The organism is Bartonella sp. HY406 (assembly GCF_025449315.1).
Taxonomy (GTDB): Bacteria; Pseudomonadota; Alphaproteobacteria; order Rhizobiales; family Rhizobiaceae; genus HY038.
On record NZ_CP104893.1, the window covers coordinates 2,381,774 to 2,397,500 of the forward strand.

11 protein-coding genes are annotated in these 15,727 nt (G+C 37.7%); 6 read left to right on the plus strand and 5 right to left on the minus strand.

All coding sequences use genetic code 11. The features are described from left to right. Nucleotides 1-105 precede the first annotated feature (105 nt). A complete protein-coding gene (locus N6B01_RS10155) occupies nucleotides 106-2,343 on the minus strand; it encodes an ATP-binding cassette domain-containing protein (protein WP_262078602.1) in 2,238 nt (745 codons plus the stop codon). A gap of 442 nt (nucleotides 2,344-2,785) precedes the next feature. Continuing rightward, nucleotides 2,786-4,960, minus strand: a complete 2,175-nt coding sequence (locus N6B01_RS10160; protein WP_262078604.1) for an esterase-like activity of phytase family protein — start codon at nucleotides 4,958-4,960, stop codon at nucleotides 2,786-2,788. 473 nt (nucleotides 4,961-5,433) lie between these two features. Between N6B01_RS10160 and hemA the strand changes: the two genes are divergently transcribed. After that, nucleotides 5,434-6,723, plus strand: a complete 1,290-nt coding sequence (gene hemA / locus N6B01_RS10165) for a 5-aminolevulinate synthase (RefSeq protein ID WP_262078605.1) — start codon at nucleotides 5,434-5,436, stop codon at nucleotides 6,721-6,723. A gap of 255 nt (nucleotides 6,724-6,978) precedes the next feature. Here hemA and N6B01_RS10170 read toward each other — a convergent pair whose 3' ends face one another. Both N6B01_RS10170 and N6B01_RS10175 read right to left on the minus strand, forming a co-directional pair. Further along, the gene (locus N6B01_RS10170) at nucleotides 6,979-7,548 is read right to left on the minus strand and encodes a DUF1465 family protein (protein WP_182417658.1); all 570 of its coding nucleotides are present in this window, start codon (nucleotides 7,546-7,548) and stop codon (nucleotides 6,979-6,981) included. 443 nt (nucleotides 7,549-7,991) lie between these two features. Continuing rightward, nucleotides 7,992-9,206: an OpgC family protein gene (locus tag N6B01_RS10175; protein ID WP_262078606.1), complete on the minus strand. Its 1,215-nt coding sequence runs from the start codon at nucleotides 9,204-9,206 to the stop codon at nucleotides 7,992-7,994. Between the two features lie 467 nt (nucleotides 9,207-9,673). Between N6B01_RS10175 and N6B01_RS10180 the strand changes: the two genes are divergently transcribed. Together N6B01_RS10180 and N6B01_RS10185 are read left to right on the plus strand one after the other, a co-directional pair. Beyond that, the gene (locus N6B01_RS10180; RefSeq protein ID WP_262078607.1) at nucleotides 9,674-10,333 is read left to right on the plus strand and encodes a thiamine phosphate synthase; all 660 of its coding nucleotides are present in this window, start codon (nucleotides 9,674-9,676) and stop codon (nucleotides 10,331-10,333) included. Then, complete coding sequence (locus N6B01_RS10185; RefSeq protein WP_262080639.1) at nucleotides 10,333-11,439, plus strand: tetratricopeptide repeat protein; 1,107 nt, start codon at nucleotides 10,333-10,335, stop codon at nucleotides 11,437-11,439. Before N6B01_RS10180 ends, N6B01_RS10185 begins: the two co-directional genes overlap by 1 nt. Nucleotides 11,440-11,568: 129 nt before the next feature. Here N6B01_RS10185 and N6B01_RS10190 read toward each other — a convergent pair whose 3' ends face one another. After that, entirely contained in the window at nucleotides 11,569-11,982 is a 414-nt protein-coding gene (locus N6B01_RS10190) for a cytochrome c oxidase assembly factor Coa1 family protein (protein ID WP_315973311.1), read from the minus strand. 870 nt (nucleotides 11,983-12,852) lie between these two features. Here N6B01_RS10190 and N6B01_RS10195 point away from each other — a divergent pair. The 3 genes from N6B01_RS10195 (at nucleotide 12,853) to N6B01_RS10205 (ending at nucleotide 15,609) form a co-directional block, all read left to right on the plus strand. Then, nucleotides 12,853-13,167: a hypothetical protein gene (locus tag N6B01_RS10195; RefSeq protein WP_262078609.1), complete on the plus strand. Its 315-nt coding sequence runs from the start codon at nucleotides 12,853-12,855 to the stop codon at nucleotides 13,165-13,167. A 713-nt stretch (nucleotides 13,168-13,880) separates the two neighbouring features. Further along, nucleotides 13,881-14,444, plus strand: coding sequence for an elongation factor P (gene efp / locus N6B01_RS10200; protein ID WP_182417664.1), 564 nt, complete (start codon nucleotides 13,881-13,883; stop codon nucleotides 14,442-14,444). Between the two features lie 373 nt (nucleotides 14,445-14,817). Then, the gene (locus N6B01_RS10205; RefSeq protein WP_262078610.1) at nucleotides 14,818-15,609 is read left to right on the plus strand and encodes an inositol monophosphatase family protein; all 792 of its coding nucleotides are present in this window, start codon (nucleotides 14,818-14,820) and stop codon (nucleotides 15,607-15,609) included. The last annotated feature ends 118 nt before the right edge of the window (nucleotides 15,610-15,727 follow it).

The window sequence follows — 15,727 nt, forward strand, 5'->3', positions numbered from 1 at the left end:
TTTATGGCTTTATAAAATAGTTAGATCCTAAAGAGCAAAAATAGCTCAAATTAACATATTATTTTTGTTAATCCAGAATAAAAATAATATTTGCGACAAGGCCTTTTAAAGTAAAAATTGCCTAGTAATACTAGAGGTTGAATTATGGATATCTTTTAAGGCGCCGCTATAAATAATTTTGCCGCCTTTAGCGCCAGCCTCTGGGCCTAATTCAATAAGCCAGTCCGCTTGCTTGATAACACTTAAATTGTGCTCAGCAATAATCACTGAGTTACCGTCTTCGACAAGTTGATTAAACAGCTTGATCAGCTTTTTGACATCCTCCATATGCAGCCCTACGGTCGGTTCGTCAAGCACAAATAATGTGCCTTTTTTATTTAAATAGGAAGCCAATTTTAAACGCTGTAGCTCACCACCCGATAAGGTTGATAAAGCTTGATTTAAACGTATATAATCCAAACCAACTTTTTCTAATGCTTGTAACAAAACCACAAAAGGTTCATCACTAAAAAAGGCGATGCTTTCAGTCACGGACATGGCAATAACTTCGGCAATATTTTTACCTCTATATTGATATTTCAAGACCTTATCATTGTAACGGGCTCCATGACAACTTTCACAGACGGTTTTAATATCATCCATAAAAGACATATCCGTTACAATCACGCCCTTTCCCTTACAGATCGGGCAAGCACCTTTTGAATTGTAACTAAAATAGGCAAGGTCAACATCATTGGCCTGCGCAAAAAGTTTTCGAATATGGTCATTAATATCCATGTATGTAGATAAGGTCGAGCGAATGCTAATACCAATGTGTTTTTGCGAAATAGCAATAACGGGCTGTGTAATATTGCGCAATAAAACATCCATTAATGAACTTTTTCCCGAACCTGCTACCCCGCAGATAACTGTCAAAACACCAAGAGGCATATCAACAGATAGGCCTTGAATATTATGAAAATTAATGTCTTTAAGCTCAATCCATTTTGTTGGTGTACGCGCATTGGTTTTTATAGGCATGGTTTGCCGCAGCTCTTTACCCGTATAGGTATCAGCTTTCATTAAACCATCAATTGAGCCTTGATAGACAATTTGTCCGCCATTTTCCCCAGCACCTGGCCCCATATCAATAATATGTTCAGCAATTCGAATTAATGCGGGATTATGTTCGACCATCAAAATCGAATTACCACGTGATTTTAAATGAAACAACGATTTAGTAAGATTTTCAATGTCTTTTGGGTGTAAGCCAATGCTCGGTTCATCAAGGACATATAAAATATCTGATAAAGCGCTATTAATATGACGCGCAATTTTAACACGTTGTCCTTCCCCACCTGATAATGTGCCCGTCGCACGGCTAAGCGTTAAATAGCCCAAACCAATGTTGATCAATGCTGATAAACGGTTACGAATTTCAATTTTAATATCACCGGCAAGTGGGTGTTTAATTTCTTCGATGAAATCCAATAATTCAGTTAAAGGTAGCAAGCACATATCAGAAATACTAAGGCCGTTGATTTTACAACTTTGAATTTTTTCATTGACCCGCGTGCCGTGACATGCAGGGCACGTCTCTTCAACGACAAATTCATCAACACGTTTAGCGTGCCTTTTTCCTTCATCACTATTAATAATACTGCGCTCCATACGCGGTACAATCCCCTCAAATTTAGCTGTTACCGGCCATATTTCAGGAGGATTTTTTAGTTTAATTTGTGGTGAATACAAAAAAAGCTTTAACTCTTCGGGTGAATAATCACTGATCTTTTTATCTAGATCAAATAAACCACTATAGGCATAGCGTTTCCAACGCCATGCACCAGGGTGAAAGGTTGGGAAGTCTATTGCATCATCATTTAAAGATTTGTCGAAATCTACCAATTTATTAAGAATGATATTGCGATAGACGCCCAAACCATCACATTTTACGCACTTACCTTTTGGATGGTTAAAAGAAAATACATCAGAATAGCCTACAAATGGTTGCCCAATGCGAGAAAATAGCAACCGTAAAAACGTGTAAATATCAGTGTAGGTCCCTAAGGTGGAACGCGCATTATCACCCAATCTTTTTTGGTTAATAATAATAGTTACAGGTAAATTTTCAATGATATCAACATGAGGCCGTTCATATCGTGGTAAATACCGTTGCACAAAGCTTGGAAATGTCTCATTTAATTCACGCCTTGATTCAGCACCAATAGTATCAAAAACAAGCGATGATTTACCAGACCCTGACACACCAGTTATCACTGTTATCACATTTTTGGGTATTGTAACCGATACACCTTTTAGGTTGTTTTCTGTTGCGTTGACAACATTTATCAATCTTTTATCCATTTAAAATACCTTCAAGAATAACATTAACCAAAACAATGGGCCTTGCCGCAAATGTTATTCGTAATCTGTGTTAACGTAAAAAATATGAAAGCTTAAGACTATGCTTGCCTATTTTAAGGAGCCATAGTTGTTCACAAGATTAAAGATTTTTTTGATACGCCCTTACTGATAAAATTGTAAGCTGTAATTTGCAATGAAATGCTTAGTTTGTATAAAAAATCATCTCAAAAATATACATTTTTAAGAAGAACTTATTTTGATAATCAATGACTGATTTTGTTTAGTTTGATTTCATCAAAAAACATTTTTAAAATGACTATGTTTTTTCATGAATTTTATAGGTTTTGAAATTAATACAAAATTATAGCACAATAATTATTCATAATAGGGCTGCCGTTAGAAATTTCCATGGCAGCCTCTATATTTCAATGCCTAATATTCTTTAATTTGGCTTAAAGCTAAAGAACAGTGTTTCACCTGAGGCGTCTTTTAATCCATCATTATCCGTTACAGCAAAAGCATTACCATCAACATCAAAAGCGACCCCCTCAATCTTATCAAGAATATAGCCGTGATTTAACTGGGCTAGGTCATTTAAGAAATCATAGCTTAATTTTTTGCTTAAAACTGGCGGCGTTTCACCAAGCGGCACTGTTTTTAGTGATGCAATATCAGTTTTATAAAGCCTTTTGATCAGAGCATTTTCACCTATTTGATTATCACGCTCCAATATATAAAGCTGCCTTGATTGAATGGCGAGTTCTGAAACTCCAACCCAACCTTTTTCCGCCTTTTCAAGTGGATAATGAGCGACCTGCCATGTTTTTTGCGATGGCGAATAGGCTAAAATCTTACTCATATTTTCGGGGTCATCTTTCCATGGCCGCTGGATAGCAAGCCAAATCCTCCGCCTTTCCCCCTCGCCCTCTACAGCGATACCTTCAAAACCATAACGGGTTGCATGCTCGACTAATTCCTTTGGTAGAGTTACTTTTTCTAAAATTTCACCCTTTGCGTTAACATGTAATAACGCATTATCAATTTCTTTTTCAGGATTACCTTCAGAGGCAAGATAAAAGCCCCCTTCACCATCTAGCGCAATCGCTTCCAAATCAAGTTTTGCAGCAGGTTTGCCATTTTCATTAACAATAACCGCATCAATAATTGTTGCAGGCTTAGTGGTTGCGTCTATGGTATAAATTGTCGGAGCGGCATTATAAAAAGAGTCACTTACCGCATATAAAAAGCCGTTTTTTTCGCTTGAAGCCGCAAGCCCTGACAAAGCACCCCAACCGATAATATCTTTACCTTTGTCTTTGGAAACAAGCGTTGGATAGTTGGCTTTTGCTTGTTGAAGTTCATAAATCATCACATGAGAGCGCGGCCCACCATCTTCACCAAGATCAGCCTCATTTGCAGTTACCAATAATTTACGAGACGGTATTGCAACTGCCGATTCAGGTGCAATGCCCGAAGGCAAAACTTGTACAAACTCAGGTTCGGCACCTGTATCTTTATAGACACCAACTGCATTGCCACGCTCTGCCAAAACAAATATATAATTAACATCGCCAAAGCGGGCAACTTCAAGGCCTTCTGGTTCTACCCCTTTTTTATCAGCACGACTTTCTGGAAAATGCCCTGCACGGGCTAAAATATGCTCATAGGAAGAACCACTTTCAAACAAAAGCTTGCCACTTTTATCAAAAACAGTAAAACCGCGTGAACCGCCCTTATAGTCGCCCTCATTGGCGATAATGATACGATCATCGTCCAGCCATTTTACCGCATCTGGTTCACGTAAAATTCCTGTCGCATTTTGAGAATAATCAAGACGACTATCTTTTTTCATATCAATATTCTCAAGATCTGCATTACCAGCCGAGAAATGCGAAAGAATTTTTCCACTTACGCCATCAACAATCACAATATGATTATTTTCCTGCAAGGTTACTGCCACTTCATTTTTGCTATTAAAGCTAACAAATTCGGGCTCCGGATCCTCTGGAGCAATGGTGGCAAGGCCGGTTAAGTCAATTCTTTTTAAACTAGAACAATCAACCACGCCATTTTTAATGCTACCAAGAATTAGAAAACCCGCGGGCATCTGCGGCAAAGCTCCATCATTTAAATCTTCGTCACGTTCATTTTCAATAGCAATAGCGAGTAGAGTTTTATCATGATTAACCGCGATTGAATCTGGTTGCCCACCAAGATCACATTTCGCCTCTATCGACTTTTTTTCGAAATCAATTGTCAATAATTCGCCTGACGGATCTTTAAAAGATTTTGAAGTATTGATTGCCGCAAGCACATTTTTACCGGCAAAAACAACAGATGTCGGCTCACCATCGGTTTTAACCAATCCTAAGGGCTGCGGTTTGTGGGGATCGGCTATATCGATAAACCCAATCGCACCTGATGGGCTATCCGAATAGACCAATACATTACCGTCTTCACTTGCCGATATAATCTCAGCTGAAGTCTTGGTGGCTTTATCAGCCTGATTGTGATGAACCGGAAAACTTGCAATCCGATTAAACACTTCTTCACTTTGGGCATAGCTTGTAGCCAAAAGCAAGGCAATGGCAGTAAATGATAAACGAAAACAAAACATGACTAACCCTTGATAACGTGGCTTTAGGAAATAAAACAATTGAAAAATCATTATTATTTCTATCAACAATTTTACTTATTTTATGCATCAACCATTGATGTTACATGCGCATGACAATGTCGCGAAGTTTTATTCCATAGAACTCGTTGTCGATAAAAGCACTTATTGTAAGCGCCAACTGCAATTGCTTATCTAACAACCCAACAGGATAGATTTTGCCAAAATATCGCTAAAATTTAATCATTTTAACGTCACGCTTTGTGTTTACCCTTGACTTTATTAGAATAACTCCAATAAAATCGGGTATAAGGACATATGCGACAAAAAAACACCTGTTTTATTGCTGCTATTGATGCCAAAGCACTAACACAATAAGCAATGTATGTTTGCTTTTATTAATCTATAATGACAACGCTATCATTGACGACCAAATTGTAGAAGATTTTCTCGCCGATTGCCGGGAGCTTTAAAAGATGGACTATAATAAGTTTTTCCAAGACTCAATTGACCAATTACATCAGGAAAAACGCTATCGTGTGTTTGCCGATATTGAAAGAATTGTTGGCGCATTTCCACGTGCACTCTGGCGCAATGGCGGCCAAAAGCGCGAAATTACAATTTGGTGTTCTAATGATTATCTAGGTATGGGGCAACACCCTAAAGTCATTGAAGCTATGTGTGCAACCGCCAGTAATACTGGCGCCGGCGCAGGTGGCACACGCAATATTTCTGGCAATAACCACCCTTTGGTAGAACTTGAAAACGAGCTTGCCGACCTTCACAATAAAGAAGCGGGTCTTGTCTTTACCTCAGGCTTTGTATCCAATGAAGCCGCTATTTCTACTATAGGGCGCCTTCTTCCCGATTGCCTTATCCTTTCTGACGAGCTTAACCATGCCTCGATGATTGAAGGGGTGCGTCGCTCAGGTGCAGAGAAAAAGATTTTTCGCCATAATGATTTAGAACATTTGGAAAGCTTGTTAAAAGCTGCAGGCAATGAACGTGCGAAACTTATTGCCTTTGAGTCGGTTTACTCCATGGATGGCGACATTGCACCAATTGAAGCAATTGCTGATCTTGCAGACAAATATAATGCGATGACCTATATTGATGAAGTTCATGCTGTTGGCATGTATGGCAAGCGCGGCGGCGGTATTACTGACCGAGACAATCTTTGCAACCGCATAGATATTATTGAAGGCACCTTAGCAAAAGCCTTTGGTGCGCTAGGTGGTTACATTACTGGTAATAAAGCAATTATTGATGCCGTTCGCTCTTATGCTCCAGGCTTTATTTTCACGACAGCTCTACCACCAGCAATTGCGGCAGCAGCAACGGCGGCTATTCGTCATTTAAAAACATCACAAGTTGAGCGTGACATGCAACAACGCCAAGCGCAGCAAGCTAAGGATGTTTTGGGCGAAGCTGGCTTTCCTGTTATGCCATCAGAAACCCACATAGTGCCAATTTTGGTTGGCAATCCTGATCTTTGCAAAAAGGCAACTGACCGCTTGTTAGAAAAGCACAATATTTATATTCAGCCAATCAATTACCCAACAGTACCTCGCGGCACTGAGCGTTTACGCATTACGCCAACACCTTATCATAGCGATGCATTGATTGAGGACCTAAAGGAAGCTTTAATTGAGACTTGGACTGCGCTGGGCATTCCATTTAAGGCGGTAGATGCACCACAAAATAGTGACGAGCAAACAAAAAATGCCCGTATTATTCCGCTCGCTTTATCACAAGCTGGCGGTTAAAATATTTTAAATTTCTTTTATCCATAAATGCCTAGATATAAAATCTAGGCATTTTAATAGATTGGAAAAAGCATATTTTGAATACCACAAGCCTTAAAGTTAGCATTCCAAACACTGAGCTGTTGGTTTTACAACACCAAGCAATGCAGCATTCATTCAAAAATTGCTTGTCTATAAATCAATAAAAATCTTAGATAATTTGGATCAACTCATCCAAATTATTTAAGACAACAATTATCTAAGGATAATTTTTATTTAGTTTTTAACACCAAAAGCCTGCTCAAGACGGATCAACTGCGATTTTATCACATCAGCGCTTTCATTTTTCTGCTCAAAAATATCATCTTCATTGTTGAGATGACGCACACGTTCAAGCAATTGTATGGACTCAGTTACTAAATCACGAAATTTTTCTGGTAATTCGTTCCATGCTTCATGATCAAAATTCGGATATTCTAAATTTAGTTTGATTTTTTTCTTTTCTTTGGCAACGTAATCTGGCTTCATATCGCGATCACGCAAAGCACGCTCTAGCAATAGCCATGAAGCAACCTGCATCAAACGTGAACCTAAATGGATAGCTTCCGTTGAATATAGAGCTGCAGCATCATCTGGCAAACAACACATAGCCGCGCGACCATCTTCATTAATATAATGACCAACTTCTTCAATTAATTGCATGCCACGCTGATAAAGTGCTTTGAATGTTGTATTAAAAGCCTCATGCTCCATTAATACAACCATGTTGCCTGATCTATCTGCGCGGTTTGACGGATGCGATCCCACCTGTTGACTATCCTTAGGCCATGCGGCTACCATATTCATATTAAAGACCTTTATTGAAGCAAAAAAGTCAAGCATATTTAAGGCAAATTGCTTTTAAAACAATTGCATCAACTATTCTTGGTTGAAAACAGGTTATATCGCTATTGGCATTTAAAAAAACACCACATGCAGAACTATCAATCAACTGAGTAATACAAAAGTATTTGCATTATTGATGATATTCAAAACAACCCAATTATTGCATATTCAACGCAAGCTGCCCGAAATTGGTTCCTTCATTTTTGAATTTTATTTATAAAATAACACGTAAATCAAATAGTAATTATAATTTAACCACCAACAAAGCCCCAAACTCTGGATGGCAAAACAATCTTTCTAGCGATTCCATGCATCAATTATCGCCTTTTATAATAGCATTTCACCTTGAAAGGCATATTAGAAAACAATTGCACACAATTAAGCAAAATGAAGGTTAATAAAGATTAACTGGCTTTAAGGACATTGGCGATAGGTTGTGGTAGTGAAATTTCGCCATCGGTTGTTGTTGCACCAACTGGTACAACTTCCACCTGCTTTTGTTTTGCTGCAAGCTTAATCATTGCAAGCCATTCAAAATAATAAGCAATAGTAAATTGCACAACAATACCTGTTGCAATGAGCAAACTATCAAAAACCAAACCGCCTGGATTAACTTGCTTCAACACCTGTGCTGCCATAGCCAAAATAGTACCAGTAACAAATACGGCAAGACTATATTTACCCAAAATGGCTAATGGATTAGTTGGCAAACAGCGGAAAAAGTTAGAAATGCGTGGGAAAATTGCAATAACATAGGCAAGCACTAAAACATGTAAAAGACGTGGTAAAGATTCATATGTCTTATCAAAACCAGTTAAACGGTGCGGTAATCCCATTGTTGGGTCAATCCACCAAAGGCTAGCCTTTACCCAAAAAAATGAAAGAAGCAAATAACCAATTGCAGATAAGACAAGCATAGGGTGAGCTGGTAATTTGCCGCCATTTTTGATATGCATAGTTACAACAACGCCAATAACAAACAAGAATTGCCAAGAGAGCGGATTTAAAAACCAAACACCGGCATTAGGATAGTTAATTGGCGCAACACCATAAAGCGCAGAAAATAAGTAGAGGCTTCCAGAAACCACTAAAAGTAAAGCAAGGCTTTTACGTGCTAAAAACAGCATCAAAGGTGCGGCGAGCATCAACAGCAGATAAAGCGACAAAATATTATTATATCCCAATTGATGACCAAGCGTTACAATGCCAAAAATTGCTTTTGCAGGCTCTTTCATCAAAGGTGCAATATTGATTTGGGTTAACAAATTGGGATGATGCATAAATAAGGCTGCACCACAAAAAATTGCAATAGTGACAAGCGTGGTTAAAATATGTGCCGAATAAAGTGTAAAACTACGTTTCCACATTTTCAAAGTCAGCAACAAGCGATTACCAGGTACAAATTTTTTACCATAAGCAAGACCAACCGCAATACCAGACATTAAAACAAAAGCCTCTGCCGAATCAGAAAAGCCAAAATTCTTATGGGTAAATATTTCGTAAATATTGCCAGGAACATGGTTGATAAAAATGGTCAAAAGCGCCAAAGCCCGCAATACATCAATACGAGTATCGCGTTTTACAGCTGGTTTTTGAGAAAAATTAGGCGCCTTATTCAAATCAATCACTCCATACAACACATGCAATTTGTGCTCGTGTTATAATTAGAACTATGGATTGACAAAATGTAGTCCTAAAATGTGCTTTACCCATCAATTTTCATTATCATTTGAAATCTTAGTTAAAATGCACCGTTTAAACTTACCAAACACTTGAAGATGGATTGTAGATCACTTGCCCTTATTAAACTTCGCGAAATGGAATAAACTTAGTAAAATGCAATTGTCTTATATATTTAAATGGCAATTCGTTCGGTTAAAACCACTACATCGGTTAAAACAACAATTTGCTTTATAATCTTGGAAAAGGAACACTTTTAAGCGAGCTCAAACGCTAAATATGAAGCTAAATCACGCATTATCATTAAATTCTTATTATCAATAACTATCTCTTGCATATGTTTTATTTGCAAGATTAAAATAAACGACTATAAAGGCAATATTTAACATCGGCAGGAGAATAAAATATGTCCGTCAACAAGTCACATGAACGCTGCCGCATTGTTTTAGCCCTTTCAACGACACGCAATATATCACCACAACAAATGACTGATATTTTAAAGGCTGGCGATGTTGCCTCGCTTATTCTTTATAGCGAAGACGAAAATGAAACTGCGTTTCAAAAATATGCTGAAGCTTTGGTTCCAATCATACAAAATGCTGGCGTTGCGGCAATTATCGCCGGTGATAGCCGTATTGCTGGGCGTGTCAAAGCAGATGGTCTACATATTGAAACCAGTATAGAAGATCTAAAAGATGCAATTGATAAGCATCAATCATCAATGATGGTTGGCTTTGCTAATTTGCGTGACCGCCATAGCGCCATGCAAATTGGCGAATTAGAGCCCGATTATATGATGTTTGGCAAGCTTGGCGCTGATAAAAAGCCTGAAGCTCATTCACGTAACATCAATCTTGGTGAATGGTGGGCATCAATGATGGAAGTGCCTGCGCTTATTCAAGCGGGTAATAGCTTGGCAAGTATTGAAACAATTGCTAAAACAGGAGCAGAATTTATTGTTTTAGAAGAGGCTATCTTTGGAACAAGTGATATGGTGGAAAATATTATTGCAGCCAATAAGCTGCTTGATGAACATGCACCAAAATTAGGGGATAATGACGAGTGATGCGGGTATTCGGCTTTCTGGTAGTATCAACAGCTTTCCTTTTAAGCGGAACAGCATTTGGTTTTGCACAAAATACGCCCAATGTAATGGTGATGGAAACAGTTCCAGCTAGCGCCAATGATATTCATGGCCCTATTCATAGTGGCACACCAACAGGGCAGTCACGCCAACCAGCATCCAATACCCTATCAAGCAATTCATCTACAAATGAAAATCAAGGATCAGAAAATCAGGCAATAACTGATGCCCCCTTGCACATTCTTAAAGCTGGTGACTATGATGCAGCCTATAGCGCCTATGATGTAGGACAATATAAGAAAGCTTTAGAGGAAGCCAAAAAACGCGCTGAAATAGGCGACCCTGCTGCAATGACACTTATAGGCATGCTATATTTGGAAGGCAAAGTGGTTGAAAGGGATTCAGATATAGCTGCGGATTGGTTTAAACGCGCCGCTGACTTGGGCGACCCCCATGCCGCCCTATATTATGGCGTTAACTTATTTAACGACTCAAAAGATGAAGCTCAAAAAGAAATTGGCGCGCAATATATTGAAAAATCTGCAAAGGCTGGCGTGCCTCGTGCTAGCTACTATTATGCACAAATCTTGATGAGTTTAGCTCCCGAAAAAGATAAGCTTGATATTGGCCTTATCTGGTTTTTAAAAGGCGCAGTTGCCAAAGATGCGTATAGCCTTTACTCCGCAGCAGAGATTCTTGCTGTGGGAACTGAAACAGTTAAGCCCGATGAATATGCCGCCCGTGCATTGCTTGAAAGTGCCGCTAACTTAGGAAGTGTCTCAGCCCAATTGGAACTTGCAAAATGGAAGATTGACGGACGCGGTGGACCAGTTGACCAAAAGGGCGCATTTATATTGGTTAAGTTGGTTGCAGTTAATAATGTACCTGTAGCCCAAGTTCACCTTGCTCGTTTTTATTTTAACGGTGTTGGCACTGAAAAAAATCCGGTAATGGGTGCAAGTTGGTATCTCCTAGCTCAGCAAGGAAACCAAGGTGCTACCGACCTTGACGCAATCATGAAAAAGCTTTCACCACAACAATTAAATGAGGCAAAAGCTCGTATTGATACGCTTTTATTCAACCCGTAAGGGTTTTCAAATAATTATTTCAAACTATCATCTGCGACAGTCTAGTTATTAGAGGACTATGATGGCTTAGAGCATTTCCGCAAATTGATAAATTTTCTAAATATCGACCCTTAGCATCGAAAGTCATCATTATTGCAGCTCAATGAGCGAATTATCGCTATCAAGGCGAAATACCATGGTGGAGTAATTCCAGATATCAAACTTTTTCTCACCCTTAACATATATCGTACCAGTCCCTTTAGAACCTTTAATCGAAATGGCAATATCAGCGCTGCCATTTGAATTGTGAACGGTAATAGAGCCTGTAAAATAGCCGGCAGGCTCCATTGGTTCACCAATTAAATTAATAACTGTAATATTTTTCTGGGCTGCTGCCACACCTGCTTGATACGCATCGGCAGATTGCATAAAGCTCATAATGGTGAAAAAGAACCCAATAACAATAAATAAAGTGCTACCGAGAATTATTATTGGTAACAACCATTTTAACTTGAACTGCAACGAACTGTTCATTGTTTGTATATTAATATTTTCGGCCGCCATCTTGCTCTTTCAAACTTCTATTTAAAATATATAAATAATGTCAAAGTAGCCTATTGTATATTATCTAGGGTCAGGACCTATACATTTATCGTGATATACATATTTCGTCGCTCAGCAATGCCACTATATACAATAATCAAGGAAGATTTTAGGGCAATCCATTTCCGCCTCATCAATTTTATGCAAAAGGAAATTGCTCGCCTACAGATGGTAATTGAATTTTTAAATTTGGCGATGGTAAATTATTCCCAATAAGGCTTTTGCTGCAGATCAACCGCAAGAGATCATTTCAATTAATATTTTTTTCATGGAAAAAATTATTATATTGTATTATCAAAAATAATATTAAGTTACTAGAAGTAAACGGACTACCAGTTTTTAGAAAATATGGAAATTATATTTACTTTCCACTTATAATCTTAGATAAAAGTAATAATAGCATTATAAGTTATACAATTGCAATATTTAATCTGAGCAATGAAGAGCAAGATCACGCTTTTTCAAATATTTATATATTAAATTTTAGAAATAAAGAGGAAATTTATAAAGAAGTACTACAATATGAAAATATAAATTTAGCTGTTGAATAAAAATTTTCCTAAACACATATATGGAATGGATTTAAATAGCACATGTATTTTTTATTTTAGAAATACAATTTGCTATAATGGAAAAGATATTTATACAGAATTGGAATAAGTTATGAAAAGGCTTAGTTTTAGCTTTATAATAGTTTTTCTAATATTTTTATTGCCCAATTTAGCACATTCATATTGTATTAATAGGTTGGAAATGCATAAAAATGATTAAAGCCATTTCCCTATTAACAATAATTGAAATTGATGAAAAAGAAAAAAAGTTTGTGAAAATTTGGAAATAAAAGATAAATATTTATTTTTCCAATATGGCTATATGGTGTTAATACCAATATTAAATGAAAATAAAGATAAAATATATTTTTCTAAATTTAGCATAGAAAGCAATGATATTAATCAAAATATATTCTTATCATTTATCGTTTCCAAATATTCAACCTCTTTTAATGATAAAGAATTTAAAGATAGTAGTGGTAAATATTTTTATCTTTTATCAAAAATAACAGATACGTCGATAAATTACTTTTATGATAGATTTGATTTCGATATTGTAAACGGAATATGCGCTCATGCAGATATAGATGATTGAAAAGTGAATGATAGCAGCGCGTGTTCAAAAAGGCAGTATAGGTTCAAGTCATAGCTGCCATTACCCACCAACCAATGCTGAAGGCGGTATTCTATCCATATTAGTAAGTGCCGCCTACTAAAGACAATTAAACATTTACCGCATTACAATTGCGAAAGCCTGACATATTGCAAATAGTCGCGTCCTTTTTACATTGATGATTTATACCACAACAAACTCTATCCCCCTCTGACCGAAGTACATCGTCAATCCCCCCAAATGACCAATATGCAATCGATATAACCACGCAAACCATAAAAACACTCAAAACATAAAAGCGGTTTTTAAAAAGCATATAGCAAAAGGGTGTGTACTATTTTGACAAAGACAAAAAAAAAACTGATTTTACAAAACTTAACCTTAAAAATGTGGCATTTTCCTTGCTTTCATTACAATTTTATGGTTTTGGAAGATGGAATATAAATGCTATGTCGATAGTGAAACGATATTTAAAAAGTTCGCTCGCTGTCTTTGATATGGTTTTTAAAACACAGGATTTATTGGTGCTACCAAACAGTAATAATCATGAAAATGAGACTGATAGGTAAGCTTGCATTAATCAGAAGCAAGCTTATGCCAATATGAGTGGAATTTTTTATAATATGTGTTATTTAGCCTCTTAACACATGAATATAGCAAAAATTATAAGACATTTGATATAAGTGGATAGATAAATGAAAATTAACGGCAATGAAATTCGCCCAGGCAATGTGATCGAGCATGATGGCAGCCTTTGGGTTGCAGTAAAATGCAATGCAGTAAAGCCTGGCAAGGGTGGCGCATTTAATCAGGTTGAACTTAAAAACCTTCTTAATGGCACCAAGCTTAATGAACGTTTCCGCTCGGCTGAGACTGTTGAAAAAGTGCGCCTTGAGCAAAAAGATTTCACATTTCTTTATGAACAAGGCGAAGCTTTGATTTTCATGGATTCTGAAAGCTATGAACAGCTTGAATTGCAAAAAGATTTTGTTGGCGATCGCGCTGCATTTTTGCAAGATGGCATGACTGTTACTGTTGAACTTTATGAAGACAGACCAATTGGTATCTCCTTGCCTGATCAAGTAACATTGACAATTTCTGAAGCTGATCCTGTTGTTAAGGGCCAAACCGCTGCTTCTTCCTATAAGCCGGCAATCCTTGAAAATGGTATTCGCGTATTGGTACCGCCTTTCATTGCATCAGGTGAGCGCATTATCGTTGATACCAACGAAATTACTTATCTTCGCCGCGCTGACTAATGTTTTACTTGGATGGCATTTTAAAATGCCATCCATGCATTTACACGTTTTACACGAATAAAATTCACCATAGATAAAATGGTATGCGCCGAATAAATGGCAGCAAACGAAATGTTTTTTACTGTTTAGATTGTATCTGAGCAAATTAGACAGGATCTTTTTGGTTTTGGAATGACCAATATTATTGTTCATAGGCACCATCATTACACTTGCGTCAAAATACATATTTGATCGGCGAGCGCTTTAATGCTTGATAAAACGATAATAAAATCATTCCCATTGTTTTGTCTTGGCAAGCAGCTAAGATTTTCATAAAGTTGACGATATTATAGATCACCCTTAGGTGACACAGCTAAAGTGATAGGAAAAGATAATGGCCCTTTCGGCTATAATGCATGTGATGGTACAAGCGACAGTTAAAGCTGGCCGCTCGCTGGTTCGTGATTTTGGTGAAGTGCAAAATTTGCAAGTCTCCCTTAAAGGCCCTGGTGATTATGTCAGCCAAGCTGATAAAAAAGCAGAAAGTATTCTTTACAATGAATTAAGTCGTGCCCGTCCCGACTATGGTTTTTTAATGGAAGAAAGCGGCGAAGTTATCGGCAATGATGCCCAGCATCGCTTTATTATTGATCCACTTGATGGCACTACCAATTTTCTACATGGTATTCCACTCTTTGCAATTTCAGTAGCTTTAGAACGCCAAGGACAAATTGTTGCCGGTGTTATTTTCAACCCCGTATTAGATGAGCTTTACACCACGGAACGCGGTGGTGGTGCGTTTTTAAATGATCGTCGTTTGCGTGTTGCAGCACGCCGCAAACTTGAAGATGCAGTTATCGGCACAGGTATTCCACATTTAGGTCGCGGTCATCATGGTAATTATCTTGTTGAATTGCGCAACGTCATGGGTGAAGTTGCCGGTATTCGCCGCATGGGTGCAGCATCATTAGATCTTACCGCAGTTGCTGCAGGTCGTCTTGACGCCTTTTGGGAAGATGGTTTGCAACCTTGGGATATGGCAGCTGGCATGCTTATGGTACGTGAAGCTGGTGGCTATGTTTCCGACAAAGATGGCGGTCAAAATATGTTTGACACAAAAAATATTGTCGTTGGTAATGAACTAATGCATGGCGCTTTGATGAAAGTGCTTAAACGCCCAATCTAATAGTCAGCGAAATATTTTGATGTTAATTTAAGGCTATTATTATTAATAGCCTTTTTTATTGATCTTTTTAGCACTTTTGTAAAAAGAGTTTTTCTCGTATTTATTTTAAACTAAACGC